20 protein-coding genes are annotated in these 20,075 nt (G+C 44.4%); 8 read left to right on the forward strand and 12 right to left on the reverse strand.

The window, feature by feature from the left end; translation table 11 throughout:
- Nucleotides 1-79: 79 nt before the first annotated feature.
- From K1M91_RS06670 to K1M91_RS06685, 4 genes are all read right to left on the reverse strand, one after another.
- Entirely contained in the window at nt 80-1,090 is a 1,011-nt protein-coding gene (locus tag K1M91_RS06670; RefSeq protein ID WP_232800834.1) for a nucleotidyltransferase family protein, read from the reverse strand.
- The gene (locus K1M91_RS06675) at nt 1,087-2,001 is read right to left on the reverse strand and encodes an HprK-related kinase A (protein ID WP_232800835.1); all 915 of its coding nucleotides are present in this window, start codon (nt 1,999-2,001) and stop codon (nt 1,087-1,089) included. Before K1M91_RS06675 ends, K1M91_RS06670 begins: the two co-directional genes overlap by 4 nt.
- A 100-nt stretch (nt 2,002-2,101) precedes the next feature.
- Complete coding sequence (locus K1M91_RS06680) at nt 2,102-2,395, reverse strand: hypothetical protein (protein ID WP_232800836.1); 294 nt, start codon at nt 2,393-2,395, stop codon at nt 2,102-2,104.
- Nucleotides 2,388-3,122, reverse strand: a complete 735-nt coding sequence (locus K1M91_RS06685; protein WP_232800837.1) for a hypothetical protein — start codon at nt 3,120-3,122, stop codon at nt 2,388-2,390. The genes K1M91_RS06680 and K1M91_RS06685 overlap by 8 nt, the downstream gene beginning before the upstream one ends.
- 353 nt (nt 3,123-3,475) lie before the next feature.
- Between K1M91_RS06685 and rraA the strand changes: the two genes are divergently transcribed.
- Nucleotides 3,476-3,961 carry a ribonuclease E activity regulator RraA gene (rraA, locus tag K1M91_RS06690; protein WP_232800838.1) on the forward strand — a complete coding sequence of 162 codons (486 nt, stop codon included), beginning with the start codon at nt 3,476-3,478 and terminating at the stop codon, nt 3,959-3,961.
- 93 nt (nt 3,962-4,054) lie between these two features.
- On the opposite strand, the gene K1M91_RS06695 is transcribed toward rraA, so the two are convergent.
- Nucleotides 4,055-4,264 carry a cell division protein ZapB gene (locus tag K1M91_RS06695; protein ID WP_232800840.1) on the reverse strand — a complete coding sequence of 70 codons (210 nt, stop codon included), beginning with the start codon at nt 4,262-4,264 and terminating at the stop codon, nt 4,055-4,057.
- Between the two features lie 153 nt (nt 4,265-4,417).
- Between K1M91_RS06695 and K1M91_RS06700 the strand changes: the two genes are divergently transcribed.
- Nucleotides 4,418-4,636, forward strand: coding sequence for a DUF1653 domain-containing protein (locus K1M91_RS06700; RefSeq protein ID WP_232800842.1), 219 nt, complete (start codon nt 4,418-4,420; stop codon nt 4,634-4,636).
- An 87-nt stretch (nt 4,637-4,723) separates the two neighbouring features.
- Here K1M91_RS06700 and cysE read toward each other — a convergent pair whose 3' ends face one another.
- From cysE to K1M91_RS06715, 3 genes are read right to left on the reverse strand one after another with little or no spacing between them, the layout of a single operon-like run.
- Nucleotides 4,724-5,503 carry a serine O-acetyltransferase gene (gene cysE, locus K1M91_RS06705; RefSeq protein ID WP_232800844.1) on the reverse strand — a complete coding sequence of 260 codons (780 nt, stop codon included), beginning with the start codon at nt 5,501-5,503 and terminating at the stop codon, nt 4,724-4,726.
- Between the two features lie 50 nt (nt 5,504-5,553).
- The gene (locus K1M91_RS06710) at nt 5,554-6,456 is read right to left on the reverse strand and encodes a cation diffusion facilitator family transporter (protein WP_232800846.1); all 903 of its coding nucleotides are present in this window, start codon (nt 6,454-6,456) and stop codon (nt 5,554-5,556) included.
- A 43-nt stretch (nt 6,457-6,499) separates the two neighbouring features.
- Nucleotides 6,500-6,937, reverse strand: a complete 438-nt coding sequence (locus K1M91_RS06715) for a Spy/CpxP family protein refolding chaperone (RefSeq protein ID WP_232800848.1) — start codon at nt 6,935-6,937, stop codon at nt 6,500-6,502.
- Between the two features lie 405 nt (nt 6,938-7,342).
- On the opposite strand from K1M91_RS06715, the gene K1M91_RS06720 reads away from it, so the two are divergent.
- Together K1M91_RS06720 and K1M91_RS06725 are read left to right on the forward strand one after the other, a co-directional pair.
- The gene (locus K1M91_RS06720) at nt 7,343-8,050 is read left to right on the forward strand and encodes a response regulator (protein WP_232800850.1); all 708 of its coding nucleotides are present in this window, start codon (nt 7,343-7,345) and stop codon (nt 8,048-8,050) included.
- Between the two features lies 1 nt (nt 8,051).
- Entirely contained in the window at nt 8,052-9,395 is a 1,344-nt protein-coding gene (locus K1M91_RS06725; protein ID WP_232800852.1) for an ATP-binding protein, read from the forward strand.
- Nucleotides 9,396-9,428: 33 nt separating this feature from the next.
- Here the strand turns inward: K1M91_RS06725 and K1M91_RS06730 are convergent, their stop codons facing one another.
- The gene (locus K1M91_RS06730) at nt 9,429-10,049 is read right to left on the reverse strand and encodes a hypothetical protein (RefSeq protein WP_232800854.1); all 621 of its coding nucleotides are present in this window, start codon (nt 10,047-10,049) and stop codon (nt 9,429-9,431) included.
- Between the two features lie 134 nt (nt 10,050-10,183).
- Here K1M91_RS06730 and K1M91_RS06735 point away from each other — a divergent pair, with 134 nt between their 5' ends.
- From K1M91_RS06735 to K1M91_RS06745, 3 genes are all read left to right on the forward strand, one after another.
- On the forward strand, nt 10,184-13,249 hold the full coding sequence (locus tag K1M91_RS06735; protein WP_232800856.1) for a hypothetical protein: 3,066 nt from the start codon (nt 10,184-10,186) through the stop codon (nt 13,247-13,249).
- Nucleotides 13,250-13,258: 9 nt separating this feature from the next.
- Nucleotides 13,259-14,899, forward strand: a complete 1,641-nt coding sequence (locus tag K1M91_RS06740; RefSeq protein ID WP_232800857.1) for an SWIM zinc finger family protein — start codon at nt 13,259-13,261, stop codon at nt 14,897-14,899.
- A gap of 377 nt (nt 14,900-15,276) precedes the next feature.
- The gene (locus tag K1M91_RS06745) at nt 15,277-17,055 is read left to right on the forward strand and encodes a reverse transcriptase family protein (RefSeq protein WP_232800859.1); all 1,779 of its coding nucleotides are present in this window, start codon (nt 15,277-15,279) and stop codon (nt 17,053-17,055) included.
- Nucleotides 17,056-17,080: 25 nt separating this feature from the next.
- On the opposite strand, the gene K1M91_RS06750 is transcribed toward K1M91_RS06745, so the two are convergent.
- A complete protein-coding gene (locus K1M91_RS06750) occupies nt 17,081-17,323 on the reverse strand; it encodes a hypothetical protein (RefSeq protein WP_232800861.1) in 243 nt (80 codons plus the stop codon).
- 94 nt (nt 17,324-17,417) lie between these two features.
- Here K1M91_RS06750 and trmL point away from each other — a divergent pair, with 94 nt between their 5' ends.
- Complete coding sequence (trmL, locus tag K1M91_RS06755) at nt 17,418-17,882, forward strand: tRNA (uridine(34)/cytosine(34)/5-carboxymethylaminomethyluridine(34)-2'-O)-methyltransferase TrmL (protein ID WP_232800863.1); 465 nt, start codon at nt 17,418-17,420, stop codon at nt 17,880-17,882.
- Between the two features lie 11 nt (nt 17,883-17,893).
- Here the strand turns inward: trmL and K1M91_RS06760 are convergent, their stop codons facing one another.
- Both K1M91_RS06760 and dinF read right to left on the reverse strand, forming a co-directional pair.
- A complete protein-coding gene (locus K1M91_RS06760; RefSeq protein WP_232800865.1) occupies nt 17,894-18,664 on the reverse strand; it encodes a hypothetical protein in 771 nt (256 codons plus the stop codon).
- A 43-nt stretch (nt 18,665-18,707) separates the two neighbouring features.
- Nucleotides 18,708-20,075 carry an MATE family efflux transporter DinF gene (dinF, locus tag K1M91_RS06765; RefSeq protein ID WP_232800867.1) on the reverse strand — a complete coding sequence of 456 codons (1,368 nt, stop codon included), beginning with the start codon at nt 20,073-20,075 and terminating at the stop codon, nt 18,708-18,710.

Genomic DNA, 20,075 nt, shown 5'->3' on the forward strand with positions numbered 1-20,075 from the left:
CACCTTAGGCATAAGCTGTCTTCGCCTCTCTTGCCTGCTATCGTGGTGGCACATGTTGACCTTGGCCGGTGTAAAACAGCTAAGCTTTTGCATAGCGCGCTGCCGCTTTACGCATCAAATGGGGTAACAATAAAGGCAGGGGCATACGCAACAAATGTGCTTGGCAATAAAAGCGCATTTTAGCCCCACTGGTTTGCCAAGATTGATAACTAGAATGCGCCGGCAACATGGCTTTTAGCGACCATGAAACCGTGGGTGAAACCGGCTCTTGACCAAATAACTGCTCAGCCAGTAGTAATACCTTTGTCACTGGTTTAAATAACCCGAACTGTTCCGCGCGCGCAAGTAAATGTTCTCGCTGCGTCAATTCACTTAACAAATACAGATCCCGTAAATCTCGCCAACCTTTATCTCCCTCACCACTGGTTAGTAAATGGATAGCACTGTGGATACAGAGATCTTTAATATCAGGGATTAAAAATGGTGAGCCCGCGCAGAAGCTAGCTTTTTTAAATACCTCATTAATGTCAAATTGCCAACGACAACTACTAGGCAACCAGTGATGATGGAGATCGAGCACTATACCTGTTTTTTGGTGCACAAAAGGCGGTAACTCATGCATCCAAGCACGATAATATTTCTCGTCGTAGGGTGTTTTACCGCGATTATCCCAGCCATGAAGCCACAGGCTTTGCTCTGCTTTTTGTAGGTGCTGCTTGGGGATTAGAATATCGATATCCGCCATCATTCGCCCTGCCACATTGGGCGTACCCGCCACTTGATAGGCAGCCCCTTTCAGTAACATGGGAGAATACATACCAAGAGCATCAAATAGCTGCAACAAAGCCATTTTGACCGAACGTTGTTGATGCTCAACCAAGCTATTGGCCCATGCCAAACGCTGCTGAACAATCTCAGGCAAACGGCTTAAAGATGACTGATACTGACTGGCTAAAACGCCCATCAATTGCGCCTGTTCGGCTTGACCTAATGCCAAATTCCATTGTTCAGGCGTGAAGCCCTGAGCTAAATCTGGCGTACGTAATAAGCACATTAGTGGATCGTGATATTTGTCCGTTACAGCACTCATGGCAAGGTGTCCAATTGCGCGAGCAAAGCATTAAAGTTTCCATAATCAACGCTGTAAGCATGACTGGATGCAACCACCTCAGCTAAACAGATAAATGCAGCTTGACCCAGTACCGCAAAATTAAAGCTATTGTCGGCCAACTGCATTAAACATTGCGCGGGAGAAATGGGCGTCACTTCACAATGCAGGCCTTGGCAATAGCGAGGGAAGAGTACTCGCTTAATTGGATAGCTTTGCTGATTTTGGGCCAGCTGCTCACTTGGCACTGAATACAAGGCGACTCGCCCTTTACTTGTGCCTAAAAACTCAGCCGAGAAACGGCCATGACTTTGCGTTTTTTCAACATACTCTCGCAACACATCAATTGATTGGTTTTTTAAGCTAATTGGCCGTGGCAACGCTTGCACTTGCTGCGATGACAAATCAATCAAGGCAAATTCATCAGATAACAATTGCCAACCATGGCTACACAGCAAGGCGCACAAGGTGCTCTTGCCTGAGCCTGGCGGCGCAGGTATCACTAAAGCCTCACCATTTTTAGCCACTACTGCGGCGTGTATGGTCAAGCAAGCGTGATACTTGGCGGCAATACAATAATTAAGCCCCCATTCCCACAATATTGGCGCATGGGATTCAGGCATTGAATAAAACGGCGCATGCTCATTTTGATAAAAGCGAATTTGTGGTTTGAGCCAACGTCGTAAACCACGCTCATGCTTTAATTCAATATTAAAGCTAGCCACCTGTGGCTGAGGGAAAAATTCATGATTAGCATAAATGCGGGTAAAGTAGTCAGCTAAGGCATTACTGGAACAGCGAACTTGAATAACAAAAGGCGGCAGCGACAAGAACAATCCTTGTTGCTTTAATGCGGCTCGCACTTGCTCTGGGTATGCAGCTAATTTCAGCATCCTTGCCACCTAAATGTTCAAATAATCTGTAAATTTATTTTGCAATTATCCGTCTATCGCTCAACCACTCATCTTCAAGGCTATACAAATATTTAGTCGTTTAATGTAACGCACGACAGCTAATTAAATTAAGGGCCAGCCACCTATTTAATACTTCATCTAAACTGGCAGTGCTGTTGTCAGGTAAATGTAAAGACCGATACGTTTCAAGTAGCGCAGCAGCAGAAACGCCATTGGATGAAGCAAAGCAACTTAACAAAGGCAAAAGACCTGCCGGCATAATATGTAAACCATTGTCCATGGGATTAAACACCACTAGCTCATCGCCAAATAAGCGCCAATCCAATGGCTCTACAACATGGTAGACCCATTGCGCGGGTAACAATTCAGACATAAAGCGCGTCTAAAAAGTCCTTAATCGAGCCATGGGCAAAATCTGGCAAGTTATAATCATCATCATTACCTGCAATCATTGCCTCGATTAATTCACAAGCAAAGTCATAGTCGATGGGATACTCTAAGCCCGGATTATTCAGTACATGAACCACATTAAAGTAGGTAGCGATACCGATAAATTCTTCTGTTCCCTCATGCTGCCAAAGCACTTCCATGATCGGGAGTGAGGCCAGCCCTGAACCACTAAAACAACTAATTTCACCTAATAGCGTTAACGGCGTCACGGACTGCAAGGGGGCGGCATCAGCCAGCCGACCTTCAAACCATTCTCGAGCCTCTTTCGTAATCATGCCCGAGCCTTTTAAGCCATTAGGCCCAGGACTTCCGTTGGTCATAGGTATTTTATTTTCCGCACCACTGTAAACTGACACGGTTGAATATTTTGGCCAACCTAAATTCCACTCATCACCCGGTTTTGCTTCAACATGAGACTTGTAATAACCTGGGCTTCGGCCTGAAGCGATGCAATTATCGGGCTTACGAGCCGTAGAAGGAGCAAGGGAGTGGGCGGTGCTGGCAGTAAAGCAAGTACCCGAACCCATTGCAGAGCGACTGAAAAAGCTGGACATGAGTGGCAAACCCACCCCCATTTTACCACCACGAATTAGAAACTTACGACGGCTATCAGTGACCGATGAATTCACTTTTTCGAGATCCTGTTTCATTGCTTTATCCATTAGTTCGGGTTGACACTGTTTAAAGTATAGCCACTAAAATGAAAATGTGAGCAATAACACATTCATCAATTTTACAGCCCTTCCCATCTAAGGTGCGGGAGTACTAATTGAATCAAACAGAGCTACGTTGGTTGTAAAAATAACAAAAGACCAATAAACCCCAGTCGCAGTGACCTTAAACTGTCATTTCTATGAGATAAAGTTTTAGCTAATAAATTCACTGAGATACTCGCACCGGAACTGGCTTTGGGTATATACTGAGTGGGATTTACGCGGAGACAAAACAAAGTAATTCAATTAGTTTGGTCGCCACCACTGTCATTTTAGTAAGGTGAAATACAATGGAATACAATACTTCAGAGCTTTGCGACACCTATGCCGATACCATTGATGTAGTGGAACCTATGTTTGCCAATTTTGGTGGTAGACATTCTTTTGGCGGCGAAATCACAACCATCAAGTGCTTTGAGTCTAATGGCTTAATACGCCAAGCACTGCAAGAATCTGGCATCGGTAAAGTATTACTTATTGATGGCGGTGGTTCATTGCGCCGCGCTTTAATTGATGCCGATTTAGCTGAGCTAGCCGCAGAAAATGAGTGGGAAGGTTTAGTGGTTTACGGCGCTGTACGCGACGTTGATGCCATAGAAGAATTTGAAGTGGGTATTCAAGCATTGGCTTCTATCCCTGTCGGCGCAGATGACACCTTAATTGGCGAAGTCGATGTACCGGTTAATTTTGGCGGAGTTAGCTTCTTACCTGAAGATCACCTATATGCCGATAGCACAGGCATTATTCTTTCGCCTGAGCCATTAGATATCGAGTAAATACCAAATTAATCCCTAACAAAAAGCCCAAACTGCGCAACAGTTTGGGCTTTTTGTTAGCACCCTGTTAAAGGTGCAAATAAAGCGACTAACTTAGTTAGCTTGCTCCATTTGATCCATTTTACCTAGTAGCGTGCGCAAACGATCTTGCCATAGCTGGTGCTCACCTTGTAGCTGCTCATTTTGCTCACTCAAGCTAACATTGGTTTGCTTTAACTCTTCAATTTCCATTTGCAAAATTGAAATGGTATCAACGGCACTTTGCACTTTAGCTTCTAACTGTTCTAATACTTCGAAAGACATATTTTTAAATCCTTGAGAATGACACCCATCGCTTAATGTGACTGAGCATAAGCTTTAGATTAAGGTTATTCAAGCCTTGCAAGGCCTTGCGTTAAAAAACTAGGATAAAATAGTCCCAAGCTGACTTCAAGATAAAGCGAATTAAGGAATAAAATGAAACCTATACTCAAAACGGGCACCTATCAACATTATAAAGGCAGCCAGTACCAAGTAATAGACCTTGCCATTCATAGTGAAACCGAACAATGGATGGTGTTATATCGTCCACTGTACGGCGAAGCCGAATTATGGGTTAGGCCTTATGAAATGTTTATTGAAAATGTCGTTATTGCCGGGGAAGAGATCCCTCGCTTTGAATTTGTCAAAGCATAAAACCAGCCGAGTCCTTTGCTCACCTTACGACTTCAATATGAAATGACACAGGCATAAATATTGAAGTCGCTTAGATTTAGACAGGAATTATAGGTTTTGACTCATATCTAATGAAGGTTTTTCGCAACCTGGAACGCCGACCACCTTAGCCGGTACCCCAGTAACTGTGGTATGAGGTGGCACATCTCTTAGAACTACGCTTCCTGCGCCTACTTTCGCGCCTTTACCAACTTCGATATTACCAAGCACTTTAGCGCCCGCCCCTATCATCACTCCTTCGCGGATTTTAGGGTGACGATCACCGCATTCTTTACCCGTTCCGCCTAAAGTCACACTTTGTAAAATCGACACATCATCTTCTATCACCGCCGTTTCACCCACCACAATACCAGTGGCATGATCAAACATAATACCTTTGCCGATACGCGCCGCTGGGTGCACATCAACACCAAACACGACCGCAATTTGGCTTTGAATATACATGGCCATTGGACGGCGGTTTTGATGCCATAGCCAATGGGCAACACGGTGCCCTTGAATAGCATGAAAACCTTTTAAATAAAGCAATGGTGTTGAGAAATATTCCACCGCCGGATCGCGCTCTTGTACGGCAATGATATCGGCCATAACAGAATTAAGAATGGAGACATCAGAAGTAAATGCTGACTCTATAATTTCACGAATTAAGATGGCCGGCATGGTGGGACTGTCCAACCGATTAGCCAATTGAAAGCTTAACGCGGCCAAGAGCGTGTCGTGGTTTAAAATAGTGGAGTAGAAAAAGCTCGCCAACATTGGCTCGTCTTGTGCCATTTGCGTTGCTTCGTCGCGGATCCGTTGCCACGTTTGCTGTTGCAGTGCGTCCATGTACCTACCTTGCTTAAATTAACTATGTTGCCTTGATGAACCAGCAGCGACTAGGCACGAGCCAAGCGGTTGCCCGGCTTAACCACAGAGATAGGATCAAGGTGGATAATAATATCGGCTTGGATAAACGCTTTATCAAGTTGCGCTTCCAATTTGTCGGCCACTTCATGAGCATCATAAAGGGATAAATGATCTTCTAGTTCCAAATGTAACTGAATAAACTTAGTACTTCCAGACTGGCGCGTTCTTAAATCATGTACACCGAGCACTTGCGGGTTGTCATAAGCCAATGCAATCACCTTGGCCTCATCCTCTGGTGAGAGTCTTTTATCCATCAATGCATCTACCGACTCTTTACCTATTTGCCAAGCGCCATAAAGAATATAGCCCCCCACACCCATGGCAAAGACCCCATCAGCCCAGTTAAAACCGATAGCGGCAAGAGCCAACGCAATTAACACTGCAGCATTCATAAAGATATCTGATTTGTAATGCAAAGAATCAGCTTTAATCGCAACACTACCCGTTTTACGCACCACCATGGTTTGAAATGCCACTAACAGCAAGGTCACCACAATAGAAAATACCATGACCCAGATACCAAACCCTGGTTCTTGTACAGGGTGCCCTTTTATTAGGGCATTAAAACCACCCAAAATGAGTAAACAAGCGCTACCTGAAATAAATGCAGCTTGCGCTAATCCAGCTAAACTTTCGGCCTTACCATGACCAAATTTATGCTCTTCATCGGCAGGCGTTAACGCCACTTTAATTGCAATAAGGTTAATGATTGATGCTGCGACATCCATTAAAGAGTCTGTAAGCGAGGCTAAGATACTGGTTGAATCGGTAAAAAACCAAGCAACCAGTTTCGTAATGATCAATAAAGTGGCCGTCCCTGCGGCCGCCCACCCTGCGATAGTGACTAGTTTTGAATATTCAGAGTGCTGCACAATAATCCAAGTTCGTTAAACCAAGTTGCGCAAAATTATACCCTTATTGACGCTTACTGCCACGTCCTTTCCCTTGCGTCATTAACTCGGCAAATTTAACGCGCTGTTCAGGCGTGAGAACTTGATAAACTTGATGTTGAATTTTCAGCATCGCCAGCTTTCGTTCCGACATTTGTTGTTGGTGGCTAGCGATCATCGCACGCGCTTTTTCTTCATCAAATGTTTCGTTGCTTAATAAAGCCAAGCGTTCGGCTTGATGTTCAGCCCGCTGTGTTTGACGGCTTTGTCTGTCCATATTGCCTTTAGCCTGCTGCATAATGTTATTCACGTCTTGCTTTTGCTGTTGCGTTAAATCAAGCTGTGAAATAATGTTTTTCATACCACCGCGGTGCCCTTGCATACCGTCCATCGCCTTCGCATTAACAGATAAACTTAACGGTAGCGCTAGGCTTAATGCTGCAATCTTAATCCACTTTTTCATGTTTGTTTCCTCATTTAATTGACGATGATAAGTGTAATCAATGCAACGAAAAGTAACGTCATTAGAGTGTAAAAGTAAGTAAAGGCAACAGGCGGTTAAATGCAAGCAAGGTATGCTTTATACCCAATCAACCTGGAGAGGCTTGATTTCAGCAAGATTTTACACGCGTTTAGGCAAGGCATTGATTACAGGTAATGGCTTCCCCTTATCAAAATCAATAACACAGCATAAACGCGTGTAAAACTTGCCCTTTGGGAGCGCCGCCGTGTTTCCACTACGTTGTTATGCTAATTTGAAAGGTGCCTACATTCCTGCATTAGCATGCCTAGTATTGAAAACACGGTGGCGCTCTGAAACATGCATCTTCAAGTTGATTGGGTATACATCATAGATAGGAGAGAAACCATGTATCGACTGTTATTGATCGACGATGATCGCGAGCTGGCGGCACTGCTAAAAGAGTTTCTAAGTCTTGAGGGATTTGAGACCGAACTCGCCCATGACGGAGAGGCAGGCTTAGAAAAAGCATTGCGACAAAGTTACGACCTTATTTTACTTGATGTCATGATGCCGAAATTAAATGGCTTTGACACCTTAAAACAGCTGCGCCAAACCAGCCAGCAGCCAGTGCTAATGTTAACCGCCAAAGGCGAAGAAATAGACCGTGTCCTTGGGCTGGAAATGGGCGCCGATGATTACTTAGCTAAACCCTTTAGTGACCGCGAGCTAGTTGCTCGTATCAAGGCGATTTTACGCCGCACCGCCAACAAAGCACCTGAGCCAAGTAGTCAGCTCAACGCCACATGTATTAGCCACCTAGATATTGAAGTTTATCCCGGCAAACAAACGGCTATTTGCCAGCAACAAAATATCGACCTAACCGGTACCGAATTTTTACTGCTGCAAGAGTTTATCGAGCACCCTGGCCAAGTGATATCTAAAGCCGATTTGAGCGAGCGAGTGCTCGGTAAAAAACTGATGCCCTTTGACCGCAGTATTGACATGCACCTGAGTAATTTACGCCGCAAATTACCTGAGCGCCTGGATGGTCAAGATCGCGTACGCACCCTGCGCGGGCGAGGCTATATCTGGCTAGAAGGCGGCGAGGCTTAATATGACGCTACCGATAAACAGCTTATTTTTTAAAATTTTTGCTGGGTTTTGGCTACTGATCCTGCTTTTAGTCGCCATCCTAGTGACGTTGCCACGTCTCGATGAAAGTCATTTACAACCCGTAGATTCGTTTGGCATTGAGCTGTTAAACAAAACCAGTCAAAACTTAGTTATTCGCTTAGGTCGTCATCCTGAGCGCGGACTAGGTTATGCACTAAAAACTTTTCGTCATAAAAGTGGTTTTAAATTCTATGCTCTCGAACAAGATGGAAGCTTTGTCAACAATGAAGCCCCCAAGGCTGTACGCCGCTTTGCTATCGAAAGTGAGAGCATCACTCGGCCACAAATGTGGCAACGCCATGACGGTATTGTATTGGGTCCGGTACAATTTATTTACAATGGCCAGCCGCTATTATTGTACGCCCATAAAAACATGCGTGGGCAAAGTGACCGTATCATGCTGCGATGGTTGTTAGACAACCCCGGCTTACTTATTTTTATCTCATTACTGGTCAGTACGCCTATTTGCTTACTGTTAGCTTGGCACCTCACATCGCCACTACGCCAGTTACAAAGTGCTTCCCATAAAATCGCCAAAGGCGAATTGGAAACCAGCATTCCCCAACTATCGCGTCGAGACGAAATCGGCCAGCTCGCCAATAGCATGGATCGTATGGTGTTATCTCTCAAAACGATGATCTCAAGTCAGCAGCGGTTATTGAGTGATATCTCCCATGAATTACGTTCACCCTTAACACGTTTACGCTTGGCGTTAGCGATCACCCGCAAGCATCAGGGCGAGTCAAGTGAATTAGGCCGCATTGATATTGAGGCAGACCGACTCGAACAAATGATCAGCGATCTATTAGGCTTGTCACGTAGTCAATTTCAGCCACAGGAAGTACAAACGATCCGCTTGGACAGTTTGTTAGAAGCGTTATTGGATGACGCCCAGTTTGAAGCCGAGCAAACAGGGAAAACCTTTACCTATGACACACCGCCCGCACTGGAGTTACAAGCGTACCCCGCGCTCTTATCCAGCGCCATTGAAAACGTGATCCGCAACGCCATCAGCTATGCCGACACCAGCATCAACCTAACCATTACCCAACATCGAGACAAGCTAGAAATCAGTATTCAAGACGATGGCCCCGGTGTCCCCGAAACAGAACTAGGGCAGATATTCAGGCCCTTCTATCGAGTTTCCCAAGCACGCGATCGAGAATCAGGCGGCACAGGTTTAGGGCTGGCGATTTGTGACAATGCCATGCATAAACACGGCGGCAGTGTGATGGCGGAAAATGTAAACTCAGGGCTAAAAGTGACCTTAAGCTTACCACTCTAACCAAATATGGCCGTTAAGCAGATTTCAACTTGGCTATAAATTATCTATCGCGCGTTGCAGGTTCGCTCGCGCGATTTGTTCTCGCTCACAATAGAATGATGCTGAAAGGTATATTTGGGGCCGAGCCAAAAAAGAACGCAGCAATTTTTTACGGCCTATTTTATATAATATGCTTGGCACATGCTGATACTCCTGCCGTATCGCTAGCTCATATTGATCATACACTTCAGGCTCGGCACCTAAAATTGATAAATCGACATCAATCAGTATTTCTTCGTCTTTCGTTACTGGCTGACTGGGGTGCTGCGTTAATAAGATCAAATGGCGCACCTTGGCAATTATCTCTTGTGCACAACCACATTGAGTCAAATAAGCACAGGCTAAATCAGCACTCGCTTCTTCATTATTACTCTTGCGCGGGTCATAAATAACATCATGAAACCAAATGGCTAGCGCCAGACTTAAAGGATCATCGAGTTGATTTTCGATTTGCTCAAGTTGGGTTAAACAAGCGTCAATGTGAGTTAAGTTATGATAGTAACGGTGCGGCTCTTGATAATGCTGGATCAGACGCTCAAATCCAGTTGCCAACAAAAGAGCATCCCCATAACCAGACAATGTTTTATCCCATCTTAGTTTTAGCTCAGCTAGCATTTTGTTCCTCCACCCCGCTGGATAGTTCCTACATTTGTGAACTAGATAATAAAGCCCTGTTTTTCAATATTAAATTCATTTAAAAACATGCTATCTTGACTTCGTTTTGATTCTCTAGCAGCAAGGTCATTATAATGAAGCTGATTAAAAAAGCCCGATTAGTTTACCAGCAAGCTAATTCTGATAAGGTTTATGAAGTCGACTTAGTAGAGCTAAACAGCGCCTCTGAGCGCCGGTTTTTAGTGAATTTTCGTTATGGCCGTAGCGGACAAACCTTGCGAGAGGGCTCCAAAACCCCCTTACCTATTGAACGCGAAAGAGCAGAAAAAACCTATAGTAGTGTGGTGGTATCAAAAACCAATAAAGGTTATGTGCATCGCCAAGATGCTGCCGCTTACGACCAACTTGAGAGACTCGAAGTCACAGAGCAAGAACACATTTCAAGCCTATTTTCTCGCATCCAGCAAGAGTCAGACCCTAAACAAAAAGCCAGACAAATTTGGCGTTTAGCGCCAGAACAATCCAGTGAAGTGGCTCAGTATCTGGTTACTTTGCTTGGTAGTCATCACTGGCAACTAGACTATTCCCTGCTGTGGGCAATAGGCAGGATTGGCGATCAGAGCCAACTAGCGAGTATTGCCCCCTATTTAAGCCATAAAAACCCAAATCTCGCCGCCTTAGCCCTTGAAGCGAGCCTCGCCTTAAGCGACGAAAACACCGCCCTCAGTTTAATACGCGATGCTGGCGTAGCGAATAACCCTTTGCTACAAAGTGTCGAAAGTTTAACTATTGAATTGGATCAAGCTAGCAAACATGGCGATGCCAACGCATTATTGAAACACTGTTACCTACAAGCTCAATATTGCCGTGCGACTCACTCCGCTCTAGTGAGTGTGTTAAAAGATATTCCCTTAGCGCCTGGTACCTTCAAGGGCCTGCGCTACCTATTCAAAATGTCTGAATTTAGATTAGATGCCGACGTATTTGCTCAACTAAGCTATCGCTTTGAAACGCAAAAGCATTACTTTACAGCAGACTGGAGCTATTATTACCATCCACGCCATGGTCGTATTAATGTCCAGGAAGAACTTAAAAAAACAAACTCTCGTTTAGCTTACTCTAAGGCAACAAGAAATTATCTACGCCGTCGCAGCTGGCGAGTTCTCAAACAGTTGGGCATCAGCCAAAGTCCCTCATTCGTTGTGATGGCCACCCAAGTTCTGTTGGCATTTAATGACAGCGATAGTGACAATGCGAAAACGTCTGAAATCTTTCAATATGACGATAACTGGCAACGCCAATTAATCGCCGTTAATCACTATGAAGAATTTGCTAAATATTTAACATTTAATGGCCTGCTCAGGCTCAATCATCCAAGTTTTAGTAAAAGCAAAAATGGTTTAAGCTGGCGCTATCATCCCGAGCAAGTATTCTCTGGACGAGGGGAAGCCTTTCCTGAGCAATGGGATCAGGCCCCCGATGCCCTACTCACCCTGTTGCAAAATAGTACATGTCAACCAGTTTTGGCCTTTGCCAGCACCGCCTTAGCTGACAATCACGCTTTTGGTGAGCAGTTAAGCACAGACCTATTAATCCCTTTACTGAATCGCCCTTATCCCGAGTGCCAGCAGTTTGCTTTCAGTTTAATTAAGACCAGACCATTAGAGCCAAAGCTGATTCTGGCTTTAATCAGCTGCAATATGGCTGAGGCTCAACATTTCGCCTTAGCAGCATTGAAACAACAGCCAAGTCTTCTTACACAGCTCGACTTTCTCTGTTCATTATTAATGATTGAACAAGCGGAACTTAACCTGTGGCTGGCAGAGACGTTACAGCCAACCGACTTCAACCAAGTAGAGCAGACAGAAATAGTAAGTTCACTGTGCACCCGCTTGGAGCCCTATGATGCTTTGACTCGACGTCATGCCAAGTGGCTTGCCATTGTGCTGATCCGCTGCATGAACAAAGGAATACAGCACCTTGATTTCACGATACTCAAACCGTTGGCAATGGCAAAACATGAAGCGCAGCAAGTTTTCGCTTGCCGCCTATTAGTTGAGCACCCGATTTCCTATGTCGATATTCCACCTGAGCTGCTAGCCGCTTTACATCAATCGGAAAACGTAGGCGTCAGAGCCAGAGCCCTATTGCTACTTAAAAAGCAAAATGCGCACGAACTCATCGCACAACTGGATAACTTACTTGAACTTAGCTTTACTGGCGCACCAGAAGAGCGCGAGGTAGCTTTAGAGTTATTGCTGAAACTGATTATCGCTAATAATAAAAATGCCGCAGCTATCTTCGAGGGTATATTGCAAAAATTAGCCAGTAATCAGTTAGGGGATGAGCAACAGCTTGAACTAAAGAACTTTATAACCCTTAATCTGCAACCGCAACTGGCGACAATTACAGCAGATCAACTCTGGCTATTGCTCAATGCTAAATCAAGCCAAGCTCAATTACTTGCCGTCACTGCTCTTAACAGCCGTGATTTAAACTCAGCGCCTTGGCCATACCACTTGAAGCAATGGCTACAACTGGCACAAAGCCCTACTCAAGCAATACGTCAGTATTGTATTAACTACTTATCGGTTCACAAATCATTGCTTTTAACTAGCCAAGGGGACTTTCTAAGCCTATTGGAAAGTAATTGGCCAGAAGTACAAGCCTTCATATTTGCATTTTGCCGCAATGAAATGGACCAAAACCATTGGTCACCAGATTTAATTGTCACCGTCTGTGATAGCAACAATCCATCGGTTCAAACTTTTGGTCGAGAGCTACTGCAGACCTTTTTTGAGCAAAGCCAAGGTAAAAACTACCTAATCAAACTGAGTCAGCACCCGAGTGAAAACGTAGAGCTTTTTGTCACCAACTTACTTAGCGAGTACGCCGCTAATGATGAGGCGACCCTACTCAAGTTGCAGCCTTACTTTACCAGTGTGCTAACCCGAGTAAACAGAGGACGCTTAGCCAAAGACAGAGTAATGGCATTTTTGCAGCAGCAAGCGCAATGTTCGACGGCGGTATTAAATATGGTCGCCACGCTTTTCACTCGTTTATCGTTGACGCAAGTACAAAAAGACAAAGCGGTGCTACTCAAAGCTATGCTGCAATTAAGAAAAATAGACCCCAACTTGGCACTCCCTATCTCAGTGCTTGGTAATACCGTCACCACATCATCCAATTCGCCTGTTTAAGGATAAAAAATGCAAGTAAATTATCGTTATATGGGCACAAGTCAGGTAGCCAGTAATAGCCAACATACTCAAGTGTCTTTTTCACCCGACACCCTACGCCCGCCGACATTTTTTGTTGGCGAGTTAAAAAACAAGCTGGCGTTCCGTGAAGCCATGTCTGCGCTGCACCAAGTGGTGATTTCCGATATGCGCTTTACACCAAAAAATCGCGATGAATATCAGCGCTGGCTCACCGAGCAAGAACAAACGCTACTGGCTGATTTGGTGAGTAAGCAGGGCAAAGTAAAACAACAACTCAACCAAGTTCGTGATGAGCTGGCGGCCATGAATAAAGTGGCCAGTAAAATCATGGCGCCTTTTTACCAAGCTCAAAATCAATATTTTAAATACCTTTACAAGCACGACATCGACGCTTGGTATGTGTTAGACCCAGTGATCACTGTGCATCCTGACCAAGTTTTTTTTGAGTGTTTTTCTGAAGATGAGTCCAGCTATGGCAAGTTAAGTTGCAGCTATGAGGTATTTAAAAACATCAGTGACACTGAATTTGGTACCACCAATATCGACTATTCAGAGGGGCTGTATAACGAATTTCAAAAAATACGCGACTACCGGGACACTCAACTCAAAATAGATCCAGATGGCTTTAAAGTAGCAACGTCTGGTCAACAAGATTTTGCTGAGAAAAAAATCGACTTACCCGACTCTTGGGTGCGAGGCTTTTTGCAAGTTAGCTCAGCAATGACCTTACCTATGGTACGCCTTAAAATGCAACCCATGGATTTGTACAACATCTGCTTTAAACTACGCACCAAAAAAGAAAGAGTTGGCCCCAGAGCGATGCGCTTTGAATTGACGCCGGGGCAAGCCATCAAAGTAATATTGGAACCTTGGGGGGAAGAAATACTCTGTCCACGCTCCATTTATCAAGGTGATGAACCAAGAAGTATCCGAGTATGGGGGCGCAGACGCCTACATATTCTAGAGCGCTTATTACCCATCGCCAGTCATTTCGAAGTTTGTCTATTAGGTGATGGCATGCCTTCTTTTTACATTGCCGATCTAGGGGGGATGAGCTTTACCTTAGGGTTATCGGGTTGGAGCGCCAACGATTGGTCGAAAATGGCAAACTTTGACCTGTTGGCAAGTAGAGCAGAGGTTGATAGTCAAACCAGCGCAAAGGTCTACCAAGCCTTATTTGAGAGCCAGCAGCAAAGTGCTAACCGCCTTGCCTTACAACTGGGTTTAGATCTCAATACCGTGAAATCAGCCTTAGCGCAATACAGCCAGCATGGTCAGGTACTTTACGATATGGAGCTCGATGTTTACCGCATCCGCCACTTATGCCACGAGCCGATTCCACTTGAGCAATTAAGATTTAACAATGAGCGGGAAGAAAAAGCGTTGAATTTTGTTAATGCGGGCCTAGTGAGTATCCAGAAAGACCAATTCAACGAGAACGGCCGCTACATCGCCGGTCAGGTGTTAGATAATGCCGTCGAGCACCAAAGTTTTATTTCTCTCGACTTAGATCACAGACTGGTTGATGGCCAATGTAACTGTCACTTTTGGCATCGCAATAAACTACGCCAAGGTCCCTGTGAACATATGCTAGCCCTTAGACAACAAACGTCGAATGGGAGCCTTTGATATGCAAAGCATGCACTGGATCACAAGATTATATTGTATTGATAAACAATTGAAAGATATAATCAATTTACATAGCAACGCGGTTGTAGAACCTTGCATCTCGAATGGTGTTTCGCCATTCTGGCACAAAGACTACCCACGCGTAGCTAATGCAATCTTAACTGGGCCGTACAGCCCCCTATATCACTATTGCAGTATGGCTTCAAAGAAGCCAATGAGTGATATAGGGGGCGTACGGCATCGAGTTGATTGCCTTAGCACTGAGAACTCTTCGAAGGAAACTTTCACCGCGTTGCTATTTCCCTTCTTATCAATGCTTCTTATTTATGTTTTTACCCAGCGCTTAAGCCAAATTGGTCGCGCCGGAGGCTTTTGTAATGTCTGAATCAAGCACAAAATTAACCCGCCAAGAAATTTACGATAAAATACGAAAGTCGAGTAAAGAAGAATACATACTTGACGAAATGAAACGCTTAGGCTTTTGGCGTAATGACGAAGAACAGCCCAATTTAACTCAGGAATTTGTTGAAAAACGCGCTCAGTTAATGGCTCAGCTGAGAGAGTTAAGTTCACAGGATGAATTATATAGTGATCCAGAAAAAGCGCTGGCGCACCTACACCAAGAGCGTAAAAAAGCCGCGTTAGAAAAGCGCGAACAAGTGCGCCAGACAAGAAATAAAACTCGCTATGAAAATGCCCTCAATTGGTATCAAAAACAACAAAAAGAAATTACTTATTTGGGAGAAAACTTTTCTGCGGGCTTAAGCGAAAAAATCAGCGATAAGAGTAAATTAACCAGTCAAGGCCTGCCCTATTTTGCTGATAGTCAAGCATTAGCCCAAGGAATGGGTATCAGTATCGGAGAGCTAAGGTTTCTGTGCTACCAGAAAGAGGTATCGCAAACCAGCCACTATAAAAAGTTTGCCATTGAAAAGAAAACAGGTGGTAAACGGCATATTTCAGCCCCCATGCCTAGGCTAAAACGAGCGCAATATTGGCTACTAGAGAATGTACTCGCCCCCGTTAAGTTACACTCTGCCGCACATGGTTTTGTACCTGGGCGCAGCATACTTAGCAATGCCCAACCACATATAAACAAAGGTGTAGTCGTCAACTTTGACCTGAAAGACTTTTTCCCTAGTATCAATTACGCTCGAGTGAAGGGACTATTTTGCAAACAAGGATACAGCGAAGAGTTGGCCACCCTGTTTGCCTTATTGGCCACCGAGCCGGACACCGAGGCGGTGGCGATGGACGGCCAAGTTTGGCATATTGACCAAGGGCCAAGAACTTTGCCACAAGGCGCGCCTTGTAGCCCCGCCATCACTAATATTTTGTGCCGACGTTTGGACGCTAGACTAGCAGGAATGGCAGAAAAACTAGGCTTTGCCTATACCCGATATGCCGACGATCTCAGTTTTTCCAGCGACGAACCAAATAAAGTGCAGTCTTTGCTATGGCGAGTAAAACAAATTGTTACAAGTGAAGGGTTTTTATTACATCCAGATAAAACTAAGGTCATGCGCCGCCATCAAAAACAGGAAGTCACTGGTGTCGTGGTTAATGAAAAAGCATCGGTGGATCGCAAAACTCTAAAACGCTTTCGCGCCATTTTACACCAAATAGACTTATACGGGCCCGAGGGTAAATCATGGGGCCCAGGGGCATTGTTTCCTAGCTTAGAAGGCTACGCCAACTTTGTTGCCATGCTGGACGCTCAAAAAGGCATCCCGTTACAAAAGCAATTAGTACATATTAAACGAAAATATGGCGTTAAAACGCGCTCCAGCAAGGTGACTCAGTTAAATAAACGCTTGATGCGCGTGAAGGCAGGCTTAGGTGAAGCACCAAGAGAAAACTGGTGGCAACCAGCAGAAAAACCCGAACCAGTACTCGAGTTGACACCAAAGCAACAAGCCGCGCAAAAACCAGCGAGAAAAGTCACCGGCCCAGTGGAGCAAGAATACGCAGAAAGCGCGCCAGAACAAAACCCACAATCCGAAGCAGAAGAAGATACTAAATTAAGCACTAAAGATTATATTTTCATTGGACTATTTATGCCGATTGCTTTGGCACAAATGATCTACAAGGCTTCCTGGAAAACCAAAATTAAGCTTATGGTGGTGGGCACTATCATTTGGCTACTGTTCGGTTAAAAACCCCGATAGTCAATGCATTTGGTTAGTTAACGCTCTCAAGATGGAGTAAACCAGGTGTAACCAAACCGGGAAACATATTTTCCGCAAAACGGCGCGATTCAATACGCGCCTTTTTTTCATAGTACTGCGCAATTTCACGCTGCTTCTTCTCGGCCGCTAGCTTATTATCTAGTTTTTCAAAATAGCCATTAATCACAAAATTCAAGGTAATTGGTAGTGCACTCACTAAAATAACAATCGGTGCTACCCATTTAAAGTCTTTCATATCTATCCCACCAGTAAATACCAGCCGCTATCATACCGCAAAAGTAGAATTTATTTGATATGCTTGCGGTTTCGTTCTTGATTGAGTAACCATCATGTTAGAAGTCGCCCTGTACCAACCAGAAATCCCGCCGAATACTGGAAATATCATTCGTTTATGCGCCAACACTGGCTGTAAATTGCACCTAATAGAGCCGCTGGGATTTGATCTTGATGATAAAAAGGTTCGCCGTGCTGGTCTTGATTATCATGAGATGACTCATGTTACACGTCATGCCAGTTACGAAGATTTTCTAGCTTATGTTGGCAACAAACGCCTGTTTGCATGCACCACCAAAACCACAACTTTTCATAGTGATAGTGAGTTTAAAGATGGTGATATTTTATTATTTGGCCCTGAAACCCGCGGCCTACCACCTGAAATTTTAGATAGCTTACCCGTTGAGCAAAAGCTGCGGATCCCAATGAGCCCCAATAGTCGCTCAATGAATTTATCTAATGCGGTGTCGGTATTTGTTTATGAAGGCTGGCGTCAACTAGGTTATCCAGGCGCAGTTTAACTTAACGACGGTTAAAGCGGCTGTGAAAAATCATGTAAACCTATCAGGTTAGCAGCTTTAGCAACAAGTGCACATCGATGGTCGCCATTCATATATTGCGCAATGGCGTCACTATCATCAATCGCATCATTAGCTAATAACTCAATTCTACAAGCGTTGTACTCTTGTTTAAATGCAGATTGATTGGCTAAATAATAGGACACGCGCTGGGTTTGCTGCTGACCAAGGGCAATTTCAGCCACATTACATGCAGCCTGAACATAAGTTGCGCCGCCACGACACGCATCCGCTTTAAATTGAACTAACGCAACCCCACTATAGGTTTGCTTCAGGCGTGCTACTTCGTTGGCTAACATATCGTCTTGGAGATCACGAGCCACTTGACAAATCAGACTCACATCAGCCCAACCACAAGAACTTTCAATTTCAGTAAAGGCCAAGTAACTCATCGCTAATAATTGAGCTTTTTGAAGTTCGTATTCATTGCGACGCTGGCCATCATCTCGTTGTTGTAACTGTTGCTGCTTAATACGCTTTTCGGCAAGACGTGCTGTTCTCGCCGCTTCACACTCTTTATCTTGGAAGATTAAGTCAGTAAGTTCGCTCGGTATCATACTGGCGGAGAAATTATTATAACTACACTCAACCAGTTTTCCCTTTGCTTCATCAACGTGTGTCTCATAATAAGCAATATCTTTGCTACCACAGCCTATTAATATTGCCGCTAGCCCAGTTAAACCGAGCCATTTTCTCAGCGCATTCACAGTTTCACTCAAGGTCAAATTAATATCACCACAAGTGTAACGGAGATCAGTGATATTTCAATCAACCTATATCATTAAATGACCAAAAACGATTATTACGCTGCATTCTACAATAGAGATAACCTAGACTTAGCCCGCGACCTAGCATAAAGGCATTCATTGCCATCCATAAGCTGTGATTGCCAAAGTCTTTTGCCAACCACCACACTGGAAAAAAACAGCACAGTGTTGCAAACACCATACTGTTTCGCATTGCTTTGGCTTGAGTCGCACCAATGAAAATGCCATCTAAAATAAAGCACCAAACTGAGGTCAATGGAATAAATACCAACCAAATAAGGTAATTATTTGCAGTTGTTTGAATGCTGGGAATATCGGTAATTAAAGCGATAATATGGGCACCAAACAGAGCGAAAATAACCATTAACAACATGGCAAATAGTAACGCGTAAAAGAAAGTCACATTGACGCAGCGCTTAAATTCAACGGAGTCACGTCGTCCCACCGCTTTACCTACCTGCGCTTCAATGGCATAAGCTAAACCGTCTAGGGCAAAAGAAATAAAAAGTAAGAAGTTTAATAACACCGCATTGGCAGCCACAATATCATCACCTAAACGCGCGCCGTAAAAGGTCATAAATGAGAAACAAATTTGCACACATAAGGTACGTAAAAAAATATCTCGGTTGAGAGCAATCAGACGGAAAAAGTTTACCTTGACCCAAATCTTTTTCATTAATGCTGACAAATCACCTGGCTGCCAATGTGGCTTAATGGCCTGGAACACAAAATATAAGCCCAGCCCAAAACCAAAATAATCAGCTATGACTGACGCTGCCGCCGCACCTTGCACTTGCCAACCTAAGCCTAAAACAAACCATAGATCGAGCAAAATATTAACGAGGTTAGTGATGATTAATAACCACATTGGCGCACGTGCATTTTGCATCCCGAGTAGCCAACCTAAGATGACATAATTCGCTAACGCTGCCGGTGCACTCCAAATGCGAATGGAAAAATACTGCTGTGCATAAAACGCCACTTGCTCACTTGGCGCCGCCAACATTAGCCCTAAGTTTAAGATAACACTTTGCAGCACTAGCAATAACACGGATAAAGCCCCGGCCAACACCAAAGATTGCAGCAGCACTTGTTTGATCGCCATGGCATCGTTACGCCCAAAAGCCTGTGCCACCAGCCCCGTTGTCGACATGCGTAAAAAACCCAGCAACCAAAATGCCAAGGTGATCAGCATTGCCCCTACCGAAACGCCAGCTAGGTAGTAACTATGATCGAGATGACCTAGCACAGCGGCATCCACCAAGCCCAACAGAGGTACAGTGACATTTGACAGCATCATCGGCAACGCCAGTGCAAACAAACGCTTACGATAACTAGGATCAGATAACCAGACGGGGGATTTCATCAT

The organism is Motilimonas sp. E26 (assembly GCF_021278025.1).
Lineage (GTDB): Bacteria > Pseudomonadota > Gammaproteobacteria > Enterobacterales > CBDFNC01 > Motilimonas.

Bases quoted from the DNA above. Each gene is read 5' to 3' on its own strand.
- K1M91_RS06750 (WP_232800861.1), bottom strand. From the start codon at position 17,323: ATGAAAGACTTTAAATGGGTAGCACCGATTGTTATTTTAGTGAGTGCA.
- trmL (WP_232800863.1), top strand. From the start codon at position 17,418: ATGTTAGAAGTCGCCCTGTACCAACCAGAAATCCCGCCGAATACTGGA.
- K1M91_RS06675 (WP_232800835.1), bottom strand. From the start codon at position 2,001: ATGCTGAAATTAGCTGCATACCCAGAGCAAGTGCGAGCCGCATTAAAG.
- K1M91_RS06670 (WP_232800834.1), bottom strand. From the start codon at position 1,090: ATGAGTGCTGTAACGGACAAATATCACGATCCACTAATGTGCTTATTA.
- dinF (WP_232800867.1), bottom strand. From the start codon at position 20,075: ATGATGAAATCCCCCGTCTGGTTATCTGATCCTAGTTATCGTAAGCGT.
- K1M91_RS06720 (WP_232800850.1), top strand. From the start codon at position 7,343: ATGTATCGACTGTTATTGATCGACGATGATCGCGAGCTGGCGGCACTG.
- K1M91_RS06735 (WP_232800856.1), top strand. From the start codon at position 10,184: ATGAAGCTGATTAAAAAAGCCCGATTAGTTTACCAGCAAGCTAATTCT.
- K1M91_RS06745 (WP_232800859.1), top strand. From the start codon at position 15,277: ATGTCTGAATCAAGCACAAAATTAACCCGCCAAGAAATTTACGATAAA.
- K1M91_RS06680 (WP_232800836.1), bottom strand. From the start codon at position 2,395: ATGTCTGAATTGTTACCCGCGCAATGGGTCTACCATGTTGTAGAGCCA.
- K1M91_RS06715 (WP_232800848.1), bottom strand. From the start codon at position 6,937: ATGAAAAAGTGGATTAAGATTGCAGCATTAAGCCTAGCGCTACCGTTA.
- K1M91_RS06695 (WP_232800840.1), bottom strand. From the start codon at position 4,264: ATGTCTTTCGAAGTATTAGAACAGTTAGAAGCTAAAGTGCAAAGTGCC.
- K1M91_RS06700 (WP_232800842.1), top strand. From the start codon at position 4,418: ATGAAACCTATACTCAAAACGGGCACCTATCAACATTATAAAGGCAGC.
- K1M91_RS06730 (WP_232800854.1), bottom strand. From the start codon at position 10,049: ATGCTAGCTGAGCTAAAACTAAGATGGGATAAAACATTGTCTGGTTAT.
- cysE (WP_232800844.1), bottom strand. From the start codon at position 5,503: ATGGACGCACTGCAACAGCAAACGTGGCAACGGATCCGCGACGAAGCA.
- K1M91_RS06725 (WP_232800852.1), top strand. From the start codon at position 8,052: ATGACGCTACCGATAAACAGCTTATTTTTTAAAATTTTTGCTGGGTTT.
- K1M91_RS06685 (WP_232800837.1), bottom strand. From the start codon at position 3,122: ATGAAACAGGATCTCGAAAAAGTGAATTCATCGGTCACTGATAGCCGT.
- rraA (WP_232800838.1), top strand. From the start codon at position 3,476: ATGGAATACAATACTTCAGAGCTTTGCGACACCTATGCCGATACCATT.
- K1M91_RS06740 (WP_232800857.1), top strand. From the start codon at position 13,259: ATGCAAGTAAATTATCGTTATATGGGCACAAGTCAGGTAGCCAGTAAT.